This is a genomic window from Glaciimonas sp. CA11.2 (genome assembly GCF_034314045.1).
In the GTDB taxonomy this organism is placed as follows: Bacteria; Pseudomonadota; Gammaproteobacteria; order Burkholderiales; family Burkholderiaceae_D; genus Glaciimonas.
In genome coordinates this window covers 1,382,027-1,398,316 of sequence record NZ_JAVIWL010000001.1, presented here as the reverse complement: position 1 = coordinate 1,398,316, position 16,290 = coordinate 1,382,027, and the positions used below count along the sequence as shown (strand labels likewise).

Here is a 16,290-nt window from a genome sequence, read left to right as displayed (position 1 = left end):
GGAGAATATGCAATGAGTATGAGCGATCCTATCGCCGATATGCTGACCCGTATCCGCAATGCGCAAGTAGTACAAAAGACCGCCGTGGCAATGCCATCGTCGAAGGTCAAAGTTGCGATTGCTAACGTCCTTAAGGACGAGGGTTACATCGAAGATTTTGCTGTTGCCGAAGCAGGTGGCAAAGCAGAACTGAAAATCGGTTTAAAGTATTACGCTGGCCGTCCAGTTATCGAGCGCATTGAGCGCGTATCCCGTCCAGGGTTGCGCGTCTACAAGGGCAAAGATGACATTCCAAATGTGATGAACGGCTTGGGTGTTGCAATTATTTCGACACCACAAGGTGTCATGACGGACCGCAAAGCGCGCGCAACCGGTGTCGGTGGCGAAGTTATTTGCTACGTCGCCTAAGGAGCCCAACATGTCACGTGTAGGTAAAATGCCGATTGCACTGCCAGCTGGCGCGGAAGCGACCATCTCTGCAGAGCAGATCGTAGTAAAAGGCCCGTTGGGCACTTTGTCCCAGTCCTTAACAGGTCTGGTGACTATCGAAAACAACAACGGTACGCTTAATTTCGCAGCTGCGAATGACAGTCGCGAAGCCAATGCGATGTCCGGAACACTACGTGCTCTGGTCAACAATATGGTTACCGGCGTTACTAAGGGTTTCGAAAAGAAGCTGAACTTGGTAGGTGTTGGTTTTCGTGCGCAAGCGCAAGGCGATAAGTTGAATTTGTCGCTCGGTTTTTCGCATCCTGTTGCTCACCAAATGCCAGAAGGCGTAAAGTGTGAAACTCCGACGCAAACCGAGATCCTCATCAAGGGTATCGATAAGCAACGTGTTGGTCAGGTTGCTGCTGAAGTTCGTGCTTACCGCAAACCTGAGCCTTATAAAGGCAAGGGCGTTCGTTACTCGGACGAAGTGGTAATCCTTAAAGAAACCAAGAAGAAGTAATAGGGGTTGACGATGGATAAGAAACAATCACGTCTGCGCCGCTCACGCCAAACGCGTGCCAAGATCGCAGAGTTAAAGGTGACTCGCCTAGCAGTGCATCGTACTAACTTGCACATCTACGCCAGCATCATTGGCCCTGACGCAAAAGTGTTGGCTTCGGCCTCGACACTGGAAGCCGAAGTTCGCCAAGAGTTGGCAGGCCAATCTGGCAAGGGCGGAAACACTTCTGCTGCATCGCTGGTTGGTAAGCGTGTCGCTGAGAAGGCATTGAAAGCCGGAGTTACCGAAGTTGCGTTTGATCGCTCCGGTTTCCGTTACCATGGCCGCGTCAAAGTGTTGGCAGATGCCGCACGTGAAGCTGGTCTGAAGTTCTAAGGGAAAATCGTCATGGCAAAAATGCAATCGAAAATGCAAAGCGACAAGCCGGATGATGGCATGCGCGAAAAAATGATTGCGGTCAACCGTGTAACCAAAGTGGTTAAGGGTGGTCGTATCATGGGATTCGCAGCATTGGCTGTTGTTGGTGATGGCGATGGCCGTATTGGCATGGGCAAAGGCAAATCGAAAGAAGTGCCAGTTGCTGTGCAAAAGGCTATGGAAGAAGCCCGTCGCAAGATGATCAAAGTAACGCTGAAAAACGGTACTTTGCAGCATACCCTGACCGGTAAGCATGGCGCCTCATCTGTTTTGATGGCTCCCGCTAAAGAAGGTACTGGTGTTATTGCTGGTGGTCCAATGCGCGCTATTTTTGAAGTGATGGGTGTAACTAACGTTGTGGCTAAATCCAACGGTTCCACTAATCCTTACAACTTGGTTCGGGCTACGTTGAATGGTCTGGCAAAAATGAACACTCCATCGGAAATTGCTGCTAAGCGCGGTAAGTCCGTTGAAGACATTATCAGCTAAGGTGATCAAGATGACAAAGACTCTAAAAGTACAATTGATCAAAGGTTTGATCGGTACGCGTGAAACACATCGTGCGACAGTGCGCGGTTTGGGCTTACGTCGTGTTAATTCGGTTTCCGAATTGCAAGACACACCGTCTGTGCGTGGCATGATCAATAAAGTGTCCTATCTTGTGAAAGTAGTTTCGTAAGCTTAGGCTTACGAACGGAGCAAATTATGGAATTGAATACTATCCAACCAGCAGATGGCGCAAAGCATTACAAGCGTCGCGTAGGTCGCGGTATTGGCTCAGGTATCGGTAAAACTGCCGGTCGTGGTCATAAAGGTCAAAAATCTCGTTCAGGCGGTTTCCATAAAGTCGGTTTTGAAGGCGGTCAGATGCCTTTGCAACGCCGCTTGCCTAAGCGCGGTTTTAAATCAATGGCGACACCGTTCAAAGCAGAAGTTCGCTTGTCGGAACTGGAACAATTGCCTGTTACTGAGATCGATATTTTGGTCTTGAAGCAAGCCGGTGTTATCGGTGAACTGGCACGTGTGGTACGGGTTATCCTGTCTGGCGAGCTGACAAGAAAAGTAAACTTGAAAGGCTTGATCGCCACTAAAGGCGCTAAAGCTGCGATTGAAGCAGTTGGCGGCACTGTTGCTTAATTTGGCTTACTGATTCGGAGCGAAAATTGGCGACTACTCCACAACTTGCGAAAAGTGCTGCTAGCGGTTTCCCTTGGGGCCGTTTGTGGTTCTTGCTTGCAGCATTGGTTGTTTACCGGATTGGCGCACATATTCCTGTGCCGGGCATTGACCCGACACAGTTAGCCCAGTTGTTTAAACAGAACCAGGGCGGTATTCTGGGTATGTTTAACATGTTTTCCGGTGGTGCGTTATCACGCTTTACTGTCTTTGCATTAGGTATCATGCCGTATATTTCGGCATCGATCATTATGCAACTGATGTCGATCGTGTCACCTCAACTCGAGGCCTTGAAAAAGGAAGGCGAGTCGGGGCGACGTAAGATCACGCAATATACACGTTACGGTACGCTACTATTAGCGACTTTTCAGGCTTTAGGGATAGCAGTAGCACTTGAATCACAAGCAGGCTTAGTACTTGACCCAGGTTTAGCTTTTCGTTTCACGACGGTAGTTACTCTGGTGACTGGTACGATGTTTTTGATGTGGTTGGGCGAACAAATTACCGAGCGTGGTCTTGGTAACGGGATCTCGATCATTATCTTTGCGGGTATAGCGGCTGGTTTGCCGAATGCAGTTGGTGGTTTGTTTGAGTTGGTGCGTACTGGTTCGATGGCAGCACTATCAGCGATTTTGATTTGCCTTATTGTTGCGGCGGTCACATTTGTGGTGGTATTTATCGAACGTGGTCAACGCAAGATTCTGGTGAACTATGCCAAACGGCAAGTCGGTAATAAGATTTATGGTGGTCAAAGTAGTCATTTGCCACTGAAGCTAAATATGGCTGGAGTAATTCCTCCTATCTTCGCTTCGTCGATTATCTTGTTTCCGGCAACGATTACCAGCTGGTTCATTTCAGGTGATACTACTAATCCGGTAGTACGTTTTCTGAAAGATCTGGCTGCGTCACTGGCTCCTGGCGAACCGATTCACGCGTTATTGTATGCAGTTGCGATTGTGTTCTTTTGCTTTTTCTATACCGCATTGGTATTTAATAGCAAGGAAACAGCAGATAACCTGAAAAAGAGCGGTGCATTTGTTCCAGGGATTCGTCCGGGTGATCAGACTGCACGGTATATTGACAAGATCTTGATGCGCTTGACGCTTGCAGGTGCGGTTTATATTACACTGGTGTGCTTGTTACCAGAGTTCTTGATTGCGCGCTGGAAAGTACCATTTTATTTCGGTGGTACATCTTTGTTGATTATTGTTGTGGTTACCATGGACTTCATGGCGCAAGTACAAAATTATGTGATGTCGCAGCAATATGAATCGCTGCTTCGTAAAGCAAATTTTAAGGGCGGAATTCCTACGCGTTAAGTTGGATGCAGCGCCCAGAGGAACCAGTAGACCGAATGGCAAAAGACGACGTTATCCAGATGCAAGGCGAGATTCTTGAGAATCTCCCCAATGCTACATTTAGAGTCAAGTTGGAAAACGGACATATCGTTCTCGGTCATATTTCTGGCAAGATGCGAATGAATTATATTCGTATCCTTCCAGGAGATAAGGTGACGGTAGAATTGACTCCTTATGATTTAAGCCGGGCACGGATTGTTTTCCGTACCAAATAAATAGTATTTAGAACCTTAAGCTGAAAGAAAGAGGGCTACCATGAAAGTGCTCGCATCAGTTAAGCGGATTTGCCGCAACTGTAAGATCATTAAGCGCAAAGGCGTTCTACGCGTCATTTGCATAGAACCGCGCCATAAACAGCGTCAAGGTTAACTAACGTTATTGATCGAGGAATAACGAATGGCACGTATTGCAGGGGTAAATATCCCAAACCATCAACACACTGTTATCGGCTTAACCGCCATTTATGGTGTTGGCCGCCCACGTTCGCAGAAAATTTGCGACGCGACGGGTATTTCGACCAGTAAAAAGGTCAAAGATCTAGACGATAGCGAATTAGAAAAGCTGCGCGATGAAATTGCAAAATTCATCGTCGAAGGTGATCTACGTCGCGAACTGTCGATGAACATCAAGCGTCTGATGGATCTGGGTTGCTACCGTGGTATGCGTCACCGTAAGGGTCTACCTTGCCGTGGTCAACGTACCCGTACCAACGCCCGTACCCGTAAGGGGCCGCGTAAAGCCGCTCAATCGCTGAAGAAATAATTAACTTCGCGTTGATTTGTAGTCGGATTCAAGGAAATTATTATGGCAAAGTCCCCCAATAACGCCGCAGCTGCACGTGTGCGTAAAAAAGTTAAAAAGAACGTTGCAGAAGGTATCGCACATATTCACGCGTCCTTTAACAACACCATCATCACGATTACCGATCGTCAAGGTAACGCGTTGTCATGGGCGACATCTGGTGGTGCTGGCTTTAAAGGCTCCCGCAAGTCGACTCCATTTGCAGCGCAGGTAGCAGCTGAAGCCGCCGGTAAAGTAGCAGTTGAATGTGGTGTAAAAAATCTGGAAGTTCGTATCAAGGGCCCTGGTCCTGGTCGCGAATCTGCAGTTCGCGCTTTGAATAACCTGGGTATCAAAATTACCCAAATTCAAGACGTGACACCAGTTCCACACAACGGTTGCCGCCCTCCAAAGCGTCGTCGCATCTAAGCAATTATTGCGCTGTTAGTTTTCGGATTGACAGTTAGCAAGTAACCCGCCAATGACCTTGGCGGGTTTTGTTCTTAAGCCCACCGTCTGTTTGTAGGTAGAACAGACTAGCGTCAGGTAGCGTTAGCCCTTACAGGCTATACAGCCAGGCGTCACTCATCAAAGGAATTAAAGTGGCACGTTATATTGGACCTAAAGCAAAACTATCACGCCGTGAAGGTACGGATCTGTTCCTCAAAAGCGCACGTCGCTCTTTGGATTCGAAGTGCAAACTGGATTCAAAGCCGGGTCAACATGGTCGTACGTCAGGTGCGCGTACTTCGGACTACGGTAACCAATTGCGCGAAAAGCAAAAAGTTAAACGTATGTACGGTATTTTGGAACGTCAATTCCGTCGTTATTTCGCTGAAGCAGACCGTCGCAAGGGTAACACCGGCGAAACGCTGCTGAGATTGCTGGAAGCGCGTCTGGATAACGTTGTTTATCGTATGGGCTTTGGTTCGACTCGTGCTGAAGGCCGTCAATTGGTCTCGCACAAAGCGTTCACAGTCAACGGTAACGTTGTTAACATCGCTTCTTATCAAGTCAAGGCTGGTGACGTTGTTGCTGTTCGTGAAAAATCGAAAAAGCAAGTACGTATAGTTGAGGCGTTGTCGCTTGCAGAGCAAATCGGTATGCCTTCATGGGTATCCGTTGACGCTAAGAAAATGGAAGGTACTTTTAAGTCCATGCCAGATCGCAGCGAAATCGCCGCTGATGTCAACGAATCGTTGATCGTCGAACTGTACTCGCGTTAATTCGTTATTATTTTTGTTGCCCATCCTCGGATGGGCTTTTTTCGTAATGCCATCAGCCTTATCGGTGTAATGAGCCGAGGGTATTGAAAAGGACATTTCATGCAAAACAGTTTGTTGAAGCCCCGTATTATCGAAGTAGAAGCGCTTGGTGCAGGTCACGCTAAAGTTGTGATGGAGCCGTTTGAGCGTGGTTATGGTCACACTTTAGGCAATGCGTTGCGTCGCGTCCTGCTGTCATCGATGGTAGGCTATGCACCGACTGAAGTTACTATCGCTGGTGTTGTGCATGAATATTCATCATTGGATGGCGTGCAAGAAGACGTTGTTGATATTTTGTTGAATTTGAAGGGTGTAGTTTTTAAACTGCACAACCGCGACGAAGTAACACTGACCTTGAAAAAAGGCGGCGAAGGCGCTGTATTGGCTTCCGATATCGATCTGCCGCACGATGTTGAACTGGTTAATCCAGACCACGTTATTGCGCATTTGACCGGTGGCGGTGAGTTGGATATGCAAATCAAGGTCGAAAAAGGCCGTGGTTATGTACCGGGTAATGTTCGTCGTTTGTCGGAAGATTCGAACAAGACGATTGGCCGTATTATTTTGGATGCATCTTTCTCACCAGTTCGCCGCGTGTCATACGCAGTTGAGTCGGCTCGTGTCGAACAACGTACGGATTTGGATAAGCTGGTCATCAACATTGAAACGAATGGTGTAATTACGCCAGAAGAAGCGATTCGTCAGTCAGCACGTGTGCTGGTTGATCAATTGAATGTGTTTGCCGCACTGGAAGGTACTGAAGCAGCTGCTGAAGCACCATCACGCGCACCGCAAGTTGATCCTATCCTGCTGCGTCCGGTCGATGATCTGGAACTGACAGTGCGTTCAGCGAACTGCCTGAAAGCAGAAAATATTTACTATATTGGTGATTTGATACAGCGTAGTGAAAATGAGCTGTTGAAGACACCGAATCTGGGTCGCAAGTCATTGAACGAAATCAAAGAAGTTTTGGCATCTCGTGGTCTGACTCTGGGTATGAAATTAGAGAACTGGCCTCCTGCTGGTCTGGAAAAGTAATTCTGTTGTAATTAATATTTGTTGTTTCAACGCGGGCGGGTTAAAATCTCGGCCCTGTTGAGACGATTTGGTTATGTTGACCAAGCTGTTGTTAACTCGTACTAACCGGCCCGCGACTAGGTGATAAGCCTAAATCGATCGAAGAGCTGGATTTAAACTCAAAAACTGAAAGGAATTATCATGCGTCATCGTCACGGCCTACGTAAGTTAAATCGTACCTCTTCCCATCGTTTGGCCATGTTGCGCAACATGACTGTTTCGTTGCTGCGTCACGAAGCAATCAAGACGACATTGCCAAAAGCAAAAGAATTGCGTCGCGTTATCGAGCCGATTCTGACATTGGGCAAGACCGATACACTAGCGAACAAACGTCTTGCTTTCGCCCGTCTGCGTGACCGCGAAATGGTATTGAAATTGTTTGCTGAATTCGGCCCTCGTTACGCAAACCGTAATGGCGGTTACCTACGCATCTTGAAAATGGGTTTCCGTGTTGGTGATAACGCTCCGATGGCATTCATCGAGCTGATGGATCGTCCTGAAGTCAGCGACGACGCTGAAGTCCCAACAGCTGACTAAGACGTCACAGGTTACAAGTAACGCATTGCGTTAAAATCGAAAGCCAGGCTATGCCTGGCTTTTTTGCATTTCCCGTACACTGAAAGAAGTTTTTGCGGTTGTTCATTCTGCTGTCGATTAGTCACGATTTTTATCATTGATATGAAACGTCGCTGTCCGATGATTTGCTACGCATTGGCGCGTGGCTTTCGTAATAGGTGAAATAGGTAAATTGATAATTTATGTCTGAAATCCCAGATTCATCTATTTTAAGCGTCACTGACTTACGTAAATCCTTTGGTGCAAAAGGTTCTCGGACGGTTGTCATCGATGGGCTTTCGTTTGCCTTGCGGGCGGGCGAATGCTACGGATTGTTGGGGCCGAATGGTGCAGGTAAGACAACCACATTGCGCTTGTGTCTGGGCTTGACGACAGCGGACAGTGGAGATATTTGCCTCGCAGGACACCCTGTGCCGGCAGACGCGCGTTTGGCTCGCTTAAGAGTCGGTGTGGTGCCACAGGGCGACAACCTGGATCCTGATTTCACCGTGTCGGAAAACCTTTTGGTATTTGGTCGCTATTTTGGCATTCCTGACGCGGTTATTAACGCCAGGATTCCGAAGTTGCTGGAGTTTGCCAATCTAGGTACCAAGCAGCATGCGCGTATCAATGAATTGTCGGGCGGCATGCGAAGACGTTTGACCCTGGCGCGCGCTTTGGTGAATGATCCTGATCTGATTTTTATGGATGAGCCGACTACCGGCCTCGATCCACAAGCCCGGCATATGATCTGGGAGCGATTGAAGACTTTGCTGAGTCAGGGCAAGACAATCCTGTTGACTACGCACTTTATGGACGAAGCAGAGCGTTTATGTGACCGACTCGCGGTTGTTGATCATGGAAAAATGATTGCTGAGGGATCGCCGCGTGAGTTGATCGCGCAGCATATTGAGTCTGAGGTCGTTGAAATTTACGGCGACAATGCAAAGGCGTGGCTTGATGCAAATAATGGCCATGCTTCGGCGCGGATAGAGATAAGTGGTGAAACGGTTTTTTGTTATACCAACGATGCGCAGACGTTGGTCAGAATGCTTCAGGGGGCACACGGCGTGCGTTACATTCATCGCCCCGCTAATCTTGAGGACTTATTTCTAAAACTCACTGGCCGTGAAATGCGGGATTAAAATGAATATCTACGCACTTCCTGAATTTTCTAAACGCTTCCAACCGATCTGGCGACGCAATTTTCTGGTATGGAAGAAGCTCGCTGTCGCCAGTGTTCTGGGTAATATAGCTGATCCCCTGATTACCTTGCTCGCGTTCGGTTACGGCCTCGGTAGTTTGTTAAAAGAAGTTGACGGCATTCCCTACATTCACTATCTCGCATCAGGCTCTATTTGCATGTCGATCATGTGGGCGGCGTCTTTTGAGGCATTGTATTCAGCTTTCTCACGCATGCACGTGCAAAAAACCTGGGATGCGCTTTTAAATGCGCCATTGGCGCTCGATGACGTGATATTAGCCGAAATGTTGTGGGCCGCGACGAAGTCGATTTTTTCCGGTGTGGCGATTCTTCTGGTGATGTTTTGTCTGGGAATAGGGTTGCATCTCCACACGTTGCTGGTACTGCCTCTATTGTTCTTGATCGGCATGACGTTTGGGTCGTTAGGCTTGGTCTTCAATGCGCTGGCCAAAGGTTATGACTTCTTCACTTATTATTTCACTTTAGTGTTGACGCCCATGATTTTTTTGTCTGGCGTCTATTATCCATCCGCACAGTTGCCTTCATGGCTACAAATAGTCGCCCATATATTGCCTCTGAATGCCGCGGTAAATCTGGTGCGACCGCTATTGTTAGGCAATTGGCCGGTCACGCCAATCACTGATTTGGCTATTTTAGTAGCGTATTGTTGCGTGGGATTTTATGCTGCCGTGGTCTTGACCCGGCGGCGTTTGTTGTAAGGAGTAGACTCGTGGGGCGACTATGTTGGATGTGATTTTAGTGATGACCACAATGCCGAATGTGGTCGACGCAAACGTACTCGCGGAGCAACTCGTGGAACGTAAGCTGGCGGCGTGTGTCAACCTACTGCCGGCGGTGCAGTCTGTATATCGATGGGAGGGAGTTTTAGAGCGAGCAAACGAGGTGGCGATGCTGATTAAGACTACGACGGAGCGTTACAGTGAACTTGAGGAATTTATAAAAGCGGCGCATCCCTATGCGCTGCCAGAAATCATTGCGATCCCGCTGGTTAGCGGCTTACCAGCCTATCTCGAATGGATAGGCGCAGCAACACAAAGGAATTGAATGTTTACCTGGAGCAAACTGCGATCGATGTTTTTTGTCATCCTGAGCCTGATGGTTCTATTGATGTCTTCTGCGCGTGCAGAAGAGGATTATCTGGCGCCTGAAGTCGCATTTAAATTTTCTGCGCGTATGGCTGATCCCAAAACCGCCGAAGTGACTTATGCAATTGCAGATGGTTATTACATGTACCGTGAGCGGTTTAGCTTTAAGGCTGAGGGCGCGACGTTGGGTGAGCCGAAAATTCCCGCGGGTGTGGTTAAATTTGATCGGACTTTTCAGAAAAATGTGGAGATTTATCATCACAGGGTGACCATCAATATTCCGGTCGAGTCCACCAAGGCATTTACGTTGATTGTTACAGGTCAGGGATGCGCGGATAAGGGCTTGTGTTACCCACCTATGGAGCATCGCGTTAATCTGTCTGCCGATGGCATTACAGCTGGCGGAGGCTTGATGGGTGCAATCTCTGCAGCGAAAGGTGCTGGCGCAGCGCTTGATACCTCCTCATCGTCCCGTACATCAAATCCAAATATCGATACGCCATCGAATTCTGTTGTTAGTAATTCCGCAGTATCTTCCGTGGACTTATCCGGCGGCTCTGACATCGGCCGTATCGAATCATCATTGAAGGGCGGCAAACTGCTGGTTATCATGCCGTTGTTTTTGTTATTAGGGCTCGGCTTGTCATTCACTCCTTGCGTGTTACCGATGGTCCCTATTTTGTCGTCGATTATTGTCGGCGAAGGGACGAAGGTTAAACGACGTCGTGCGTTTGTGTTATCGGTTGCTTATGTGTTGGGAATGGCGCTCGTTTATACCGCGCTCGGCGTCGCAGCAGGTCTTGCTGGCGAAGGTTTGTCGGCGGCGTTGCAGAACGCGTGGGTATTGTCTGCTTTCGCGCTGCTGATGGTATTGATGTCGCTATCTATGTTTGGTGTATATCAATTGCAGTTGCCCGGATCGATGCAAACCAAGTTGTCACAAGTGTCGGATAAGCAATCATCGGGCAAACTGGTAGGTGTTTTCGTAATGGGTGCGCTTTCTGCATTGATCGTTGGTCCTTGCGTCGCGGCTCCGCTAGCGGGCGCGTTGGTATACATCAGTCAAACGCGCAATGTGGTTATTGGCGGTAGTGCGTTGTTTGCGATGGCTGTGGGGATGAGCGTGCCGTTATTATTAGTCGGTATTTCGGCCGGTGCGCTATTGCCCCGCGCAGGTGCGTGGATGGAGTCTGTTAAACGATTCTTTGGTGTGCTGATGTTAGGCGTGGCGGTGTGGATGGTCTCGCCGGTCATTCCTGCGGCAGTGCAAATTCTGTGTTGGGCCGCGCTAGGAATCGGTTACGGCGCTTATTTGTTGTGGCACGTGTCCACCAGTTGGTTTTCGAAAGCGGTCGGTTTGGTGTTCGCTGCACTCGGAATTTTGCAGTTAGTGAGCGTTGTAACGGGTGGTCGTGATGTACTGGCACCGCTGGCGCAATTAGGTAGTGGCACGCAAGCGGCGCATACCGAATTTGTGAGAGTCAAGTCGGTTGCTGAGCTGGATGCAGCGTTGGCCCAAACGAATGGTAAACCGGCATTGCTGGATTTCTATGCTGACTGGTGCGTATCGTGCAAAGAGATGGAGAAATTTACGTTTACTGATCCGCGTGTTAAAGCCCGCCTCAACGATATTGTGTTGCTGCAAATTGATGTGACCGCAAATAACGCCGACGACAAGGCCATGCTCAAACGCTTTAATTTATTTGGGCCTCCGGGAATTATACTTTTTGATCACCGAGGTAAAGAGTTGGCTGGCGGTCGAGTGATTGGTTTTCAGAATGCGGATAAATTTACGCAGTCATTGGCTGTTTTAGATCAGCCTCGGTAAGGTAAAGGGGTACACCGCCGGTTACAAGTGATCAGTGATAGTGCCTTGCATCAAGTTCTTAAAATCAACATGTCACGAGTTTCAACATAGGGTAAAGTTATTTGCATAGTCGTTAAAAATCCTTAGAAAAGTCTTTCGATGAGATTATAGTTTTAGGGCTATCAAAGTCCCGGCTGGAATCAATAACGGTTCTAAGAAATTGGTAATGCGCACCGAAGGCAGTCAGATGAGCAGACAAATTTCATGAGATTGCGTTAATGTTTTCTGTGGTTTTCAGAATGCCGTCGGTATTTTTTACGATATCTTTACAGATATTTTGCCGATTCACTGGCGCAAATTTGTCCGATAACCGAATTATTTAAAGGAGATTGACATGACCCTACGTCTTGGCGACGTTGCCCCTGATTTTCAGCAAGATTCTTCGCTGGGCCAGATTAAATTTTACGATTGGGCTGGCGATTCCTGGGTGGTACTCTTTTCTCATCCATCTGACTTTACACCCGTATGCACGACCGAACTTGGTTTGACTTCTAAATTGAAATCGGAGTTTGAGCAGCGCGGCGTTAAGGTGATTGCACTCTCGGTTGATCCTGCGGATAAACATCTGGAATGGATTAAGGACATCAATGAAACCCAAAACACCATAGTGGGCTTCCCTATTATCGCCGATGCCGACCGCAAGGTTTCGGAACTATACGATTTGATTCACCCGAACGCGAGTACAACGGCCACTGTACGTTCATTGTTCGTCATTGATCCAGCCAAAAAAGTACGTTTGACCATTACGTATCCGGCCAGCACGGGCCGTAATTTTGATGAAATTTTGCGGGTGATTGATTCGTTGCAATTGACTGACAGTCACTCGGTCGCAACGCCAGGTAATTGGAAGGATGGTGACGATGTGGTGATCGTGCCTTCGTTACAAGATGAGGAAATTCTCAAGCAAAAATTTCCTAAAGGATACAAGGCGATACGGCCTTATTTACGCTTAACTCCGCAGCCAAATAAATAAAAACGTACCTTAAAAAAAGGCCTCAAACACGTGTGTTTGAGGCCTTTTTTTTCTATCTTCATTACGCCGCGATGACCGCATTAATGGCGCTCTGACGGAGGATTTTCAAGATAGCGGCGGCGGCGAAAGAACGCTAACATCCCGACGACAATGAGGACCATGCTGATCATGGTCAACCAAAATCCAGTCTTATTTTGTAGCAATGGCATGACGGCAAAATTCATTCCGAAAATACCGGTAATCAAGGTAAGCGGCATGAATAGCGCGGTAATAACGGTCAACGTGCGCATCACTTCATTGGTCCGATGTGCAACCGCAGAGAAGTGGATTTGTACAGCAGATTCAATCGATGATTCGAGACGACTGGCATGATTGAGCACGCGGGTGATATGTTCCATGACATCGTTGATGCGCACTAATAACAGGTCGCGGGTACGACTGATGGTAACCCCGTCACCCTCATCATCCATATCCACAAAATAATCGCGCAGCTCTTGCATCGCATCGTGCTGTTCTTCGCACAAACTTTCAAGTTTGCGTAATTCAATCCGTGCATCAAGTAATGTCAGCCAATCCTTGAACGGCCGTGCCGGATCGAGCAAGGCACGTTGCCAGCGATCCAGTTGTGTTGTCAGCGGCTGGCGCAATTCCAAATATTTATCGACCATTGCATTTAAAAGCCGCAGCATCAAGTCTTCGGGTGACGTGGGCAATCGGTTTGTGTGCTGTGCTTTGTTACTTTTATTCGCATAATCCAGCAGTCGGCTGCGCGTTGCGCTGATGGTGCGGCTGTGGTGCTCGTGCACTGTCACCAGCGCATTTTCCAGAATGAAAAATGTAATCGGTTGCGTGGTCAGGTTGCCAAAAGCGGCGGGCAGCGGGCGCTTACTACCAATCGCAGTGGTGGGGTTATCAGGCTCCTCCGCTGCAACCGCTGCCGTATCGATATTGCGACTACCATTATCATTCCCATGTAGCGATAGCTTGCGAAATACCACCATGCCGTAATCTTGCGTTGAGTCAAAATAGGATGGGTGAGCCGGATTGATCGCATCCTTTAAATGAGGGTCGTAGATCTGCGTGCCGGTAGCGCAAGCAATCAGATCGCGCCAGCCTTCTGGATCAGCGGCAACTTCTTCATGGGTGGTGTCTATCCATAAAAAACCTTGCGGCGGAACGCTGTCTGGTAGTTCGCTAGTTTGGGTGACTTGATTGTCACCGATTAAAAAAATATCCATATTGAGTGACGAAACCGCTGAAGTGTATGGGAGTGATGCGCCATGTAATTATTGCTAATTACATGGCCTTGTTCTGCCATCATCTGACTTTCGTGATTGTCGAATGTGCGAAAGCTGTTCGCTCGCAAAAGCAAGTTTTGTATGCGGTGACTCTTTGGTACAAAGAAGCACCACATTGATTAGTTCGTTTAATTTTTGTGCAAGAGTCGCGCAATATCCAGAGCGAAATAGGTGAGTACGCCATCGGCACCAGCACGTTTAAAGGCCATCATTGCCTCCATCATTGCCTTGTCGTGATCTAGCCAGCCATTTTGTGTCGCCGCTTTAATCATCGAGTATTCGCCGCTGACTTGATAGGCAAAAGTTGGGACTTTGAATTCGTCTTTGACGCGGCGAATGATGTCCAGATATGGCATGCCCGGCTTAACCATTACCATATCTGCACCTTCAGCCAGATCCAGAGCCACTTCGCGCAAGGCTTCGTCACTGTTGGCCGGATCCATTTGATAGGTATTTTTGCTACTCTTGCCAAGATTGGCCGCTGAGCCCACTGCATCGCGGAACGGGCCATAGAATGCAGAAGCATACTTTGCTGAGTAAGCCATGATGCGCGTATGAATGTGATGATGCGCTTCCAGCGCAGTCCGGATGGCGCCGATGCGTCCGTCCATCATGTCGGAGGGCGCCACAATGTCAACGCCAGCATCGGCCTGAGTGAGTGCCTGCTTGACCAGAAGGACGCAGGTCTCATCATTGAGCACATAGCCATCGGCGTTCATGACGCCATCCTGGCCATGGCTGGTATAAGGATCTAACGCTACGTCAGTCAAAATACCCAACTCAGGAAAGCGCTGTTTTAGCGCGCGGACCGCTTGCGGAATCAAGCCGTTTGGATTGGTCGCTTCTATTCCGTCGGGGGTTTTTAGTGAGGGATTGATTACGGGAAATAGGGCTATAACCGGAATGCCCAGTTCGACGCATTCCTCGGCCACATTTATTAGCAAATCGATGGAGAGGCGCTCCACGCCTGGCATGGAAGCAACCTTCTCGCTATGATTATTTCCTTCGACCACAAAGACTGGATAAATCAGATCGGACACGGTGACGGTATTTTCGCGCATCATCGCGCGAGAAAAGGCGTCCTTGCGCATACGACGCATACGCAATGCTGGGAATGGGGCAACCAACTGGTTGGCTTTTGGGGTATTTTGCATATGAGCTCCGAGATTTTTAGTCAACGCGTGGTGCGGTATTCGTTAATCGGTGTCTGGGCTGAGTGTTGAGGAAGAAAAAATAAAATGTTAGAAAAAATTAGAAACTCTTGAACTTTTCATGTTTAACCGCCTCTTAGCGATAGGTGCATTATTCACCTCCCGCTTCCCTCCCTGAGCGGGGCCATGTCGCTTTTAGTGATAAGGCATTCAGCCCTGAAGATCTTCCCCTTTCTTCAGGGCTTTTTTATTCCCGAGAGGTTTGCGATGTAAACATCATGGCATCCACGGATTTAATAATGTGCTTTAGTTTCCCTGTCGGTTCCTACAGGTTTCACTAAAATTTCTTTTATCAGCAGCCGCACGAACCAGATTATTTGTTATCTGCTTTCTGGGTATCAACGCCAGCGTCGGCGTCAGGTTCTTCTTTCGTGACGTTAACTAAACCCGCTAACTCAAGAATGCGCTGATTGGCTTCATCTAAACCAGTGCGTTTCAACGCTGAAAACAACTGTGCCGTAAATGGCAGTGGTTGATTATTTTCGTCAACGTAACTACCTAAAAAAGTATGTGCCTGGCGTAAAGCATTGGTTGCATCGTTTCGATTGAGCTTGTCAACCTTGCTTAATATGCAATGAATTGGCTTGCCGGTTGGGGCAAACCACTCGACCATTTGCACATCCAGGTCAGTAAATGGCCGACGGGAATCTACAATAAGTACTAATGCAGCTAATTGTGAACGACGGCGAACATAATCGCCGAGTAGCTCCTGCCAGTGCAATTTAGCGGATCCTGAAACTTGCGCATAGCCATAACCGGGTAAATCGACCAACATTGCGCGAATTTCATCGACCTTAGTTTCATCTTTGCGATGCTGACCGACTTGCGCGCCACCGATTGAAAAATAGTTGATATGCTGGGTGCGCCCGGGCGTTTTAGAGGCAAACGCAAGCTTCTTCTGATTGCACAGAAGGTTGATGGCGGTTGATTTGCCTGCGTTTGAACGACCCGCGAAGGCAATCTCAGGGATTTGGGTGTTGGGTAAATCACGGAGGTGATTTACCGTAGTAAAAAAACGGGCTTGCCAGAGTAGAGACATGGAATGAGCAGA

Annotated in this window: 22 protein-coding genes; 19 read left to right on the top strand and 3 right to left on the bottom strand. The window is 48.3% G+C overall.

The window, feature by feature from the left end:
• Positions 1–12 precede the first annotated feature (12 nt).
• The 19 genes from rpsH to RGU75_RS05885 all read left to right on the top strand — a co-directional run bounded on the left by rpsH (position 13) and on the right by RGU75_RS05885 (position 12,730).
• The gene (gene rpsH / locus RGU75_RS05975) at positions 13–408 is read left to right on the top strand and encodes a 30S ribosomal protein S8 (protein ID WP_205322880.1); all 396 of its coding nucleotides are present in this window, start codon (positions 13–15) and stop codon (positions 406–408) included.
• 10 nt (positions 409–418) lie between these two features.
• On the top strand, positions 419–952 hold the full coding sequence (rplF, locus tag RGU75_RS05970) for a 50S ribosomal protein L6 (protein WP_205322881.1): 534 nt from the start codon (positions 419–421) through the stop codon (positions 950–952).
• Positions 953–964: 12 nt separating this feature from the next.
• Positions 965–1,327, top strand: coding sequence for a 50S ribosomal protein L18 (gene rplR / locus RGU75_RS05965; protein ID WP_108441477.1), 363 nt, complete (start codon positions 965–967; stop codon positions 1,325–1,327).
• A 12-nt stretch (positions 1,328–1,339) separates the two neighbouring features.
• Positions 1,340–1,858, top strand: a complete 519-nt coding sequence (rpsE, locus tag RGU75_RS05960; protein WP_322233924.1) for a 30S ribosomal protein S5 — start codon at positions 1,340–1,342, stop codon at positions 1,856–1,858.
• 10 nt (positions 1,859–1,868) lie between these two features.
• Entirely contained in the window at positions 1,869–2,048 is a 180-nt protein-coding gene (gene rpmD, locus RGU75_RS05955; protein ID WP_205322882.1) for a 50S ribosomal protein L30, read from the top strand.
• 26 nt (positions 2,049–2,074) lie between these two features.
• On the top strand, positions 2,075–2,506 hold the full coding sequence (rplO, locus tag RGU75_RS05950) for a 50S ribosomal protein L15 (RefSeq protein WP_168054152.1): 432 nt from the start codon (positions 2,075–2,077) through the stop codon (positions 2,504–2,506).
• 26 nt (positions 2,507–2,532) lie between these two features.
• Positions 2,533–3,864, top strand: coding sequence for a preprotein translocase subunit SecY (gene secY, locus RGU75_RS05945; protein ID WP_108441473.1), 1,332 nt, complete (start codon positions 2,533–2,535; stop codon positions 3,862–3,864).
• A 35-nt stretch (positions 3,865–3,899) separates the two neighbouring features.
• Complete coding sequence (infA, locus tag RGU75_RS05940; RefSeq protein WP_014004414.1) at positions 3,900–4,118, top strand: translation initiation factor IF-1; 219 nt, start codon at positions 3,900–3,902, stop codon at positions 4,116–4,118.
• Positions 4,119–4,158: 40 nt separating this feature from the next.
• The gene (gene rpmJ, locus RGU75_RS05935) at positions 4,159–4,272 is read left to right on the top strand and encodes a 50S ribosomal protein L36 (protein WP_168054150.1); all 114 of its coding nucleotides are present in this window, start codon (positions 4,159–4,161) and stop codon (positions 4,270–4,272) included.
• A 27-nt stretch (positions 4,273–4,299) separates the two neighbouring features.
• Positions 4,300–4,665: a 30S ribosomal protein S13 gene (rpsM, locus tag RGU75_RS05930; RefSeq protein WP_108441471.1), complete on the top strand. Its 366-nt coding sequence runs from the start codon at positions 4,300–4,302 to the stop codon at positions 4,663–4,665.
• 42 nt (positions 4,666–4,707) lie between these two features.
• Positions 4,708–5,112, top strand: a complete 405-nt coding sequence (rpsK, locus tag RGU75_RS05925) for a 30S ribosomal protein S11 (RefSeq protein ID WP_014004417.1) — start codon at positions 4,708–4,710, stop codon at positions 5,110–5,112.
• Between the two features lie 173 nt (positions 5,113–5,285).
• Positions 5,286–5,909 (top strand): 30S ribosomal protein S4, encoded by a 624-nt coding sequence (gene rpsD, locus RGU75_RS05920; RefSeq protein WP_108441470.1) that lies wholly within the window; start codon positions 5,286–5,288, stop codon positions 5,907–5,909.
• A 99-nt stretch (positions 5,910–6,008) separates the two neighbouring features.
• Positions 6,009–6,986, top strand: coding sequence for a DNA-directed RNA polymerase subunit alpha (locus RGU75_RS05915; RefSeq protein ID WP_205322884.1), 978 nt, complete (start codon positions 6,009–6,011; stop codon positions 6,984–6,986).
• A 180-nt stretch (positions 6,987–7,166) separates the two neighbouring features.
• Entirely contained in the window at positions 7,167–7,562 is a 396-nt protein-coding gene (rplQ, locus tag RGU75_RS05910; protein ID WP_205322885.1) for a 50S ribosomal protein L17, read from the top strand.
• A gap of 221 nt (positions 7,563–7,783) precedes the next feature.
• Entirely contained in the window at positions 7,784–8,725 is a 942-nt protein-coding gene (locus tag RGU75_RS05905; protein WP_322233917.1) for an ATP-binding cassette domain-containing protein, read from the top strand.
• 1 nt (position 8,726) lies between these two features.
• Positions 8,727–9,503, top strand: coding sequence for an ABC transporter permease (locus RGU75_RS05900; RefSeq protein ID WP_322233915.1), 777 nt, complete (start codon positions 8,727–8,729; stop codon positions 9,501–9,503).
• A gap of 43 nt (positions 9,504–9,546) precedes the next feature.
• Positions 9,547–9,849 (top strand): divalent-cation tolerance protein CutA, encoded by a 303-nt coding sequence (gene cutA, locus RGU75_RS05895; RefSeq protein WP_322233913.1) that lies wholly within the window; start codon positions 9,547–9,549, stop codon positions 9,847–9,849.
• Positions 9,850–11,718 carry a protein-disulfide reductase DsbD gene (dsbD, locus tag RGU75_RS05890; RefSeq protein ID WP_322233911.1) on the top strand — a complete coding sequence of 623 codons (1,869 nt, stop codon included), beginning with the start codon at positions 9,850–9,852 and terminating at the stop codon, positions 11,716–11,718.
• Positions 11,719–12,091: 373 nt separating this feature from the next.
• A complete protein-coding gene (locus tag RGU75_RS05885; protein WP_322233909.1) occupies positions 12,092–12,730 on the top strand; it encodes a peroxiredoxin in 639 nt (212 codons plus the stop codon).
• A gap of 80 nt (positions 12,731–12,810) precedes the next feature.
• Here the strand turns inward: RGU75_RS05885 and RGU75_RS05880 are convergent, their stop codons facing one another.
• The 3 genes from RGU75_RS05880 to yihA all read right to left on the bottom strand — a co-directional run bounded on the left by RGU75_RS05880 (position 12,811) and on the right by yihA (position 16,278).
• Positions 12,811–13,968 (bottom strand): magnesium transporter CorA family protein, encoded by a 1,158-nt coding sequence (locus RGU75_RS05880; protein WP_322233907.1) that lies wholly within the window; start codon positions 13,966–13,968, stop codon positions 12,811–12,813.
• 188 nt (positions 13,969–14,156) lie between these two features.
• Positions 14,157–15,182 carry a porphobilinogen synthase gene (gene hemB / locus RGU75_RS05875; protein WP_322233905.1) on the bottom strand — a complete coding sequence of 342 codons (1,026 nt, stop codon included), beginning with the start codon at positions 15,180–15,182 and terminating at the stop codon, positions 14,157–14,159.
• A 370-nt stretch (positions 15,183–15,552) separates the two neighbouring features.
• Positions 15,553–16,278 (bottom strand): ribosome biogenesis GTP-binding protein YihA/YsxC, encoded by a 726-nt coding sequence (yihA, locus tag RGU75_RS05870; RefSeq protein ID WP_322233902.1) that lies wholly within the window; start codon positions 16,276–16,278, stop codon positions 15,553–15,555.
• Positions 16,279–16,290 lie beyond the last annotated feature (12 nt).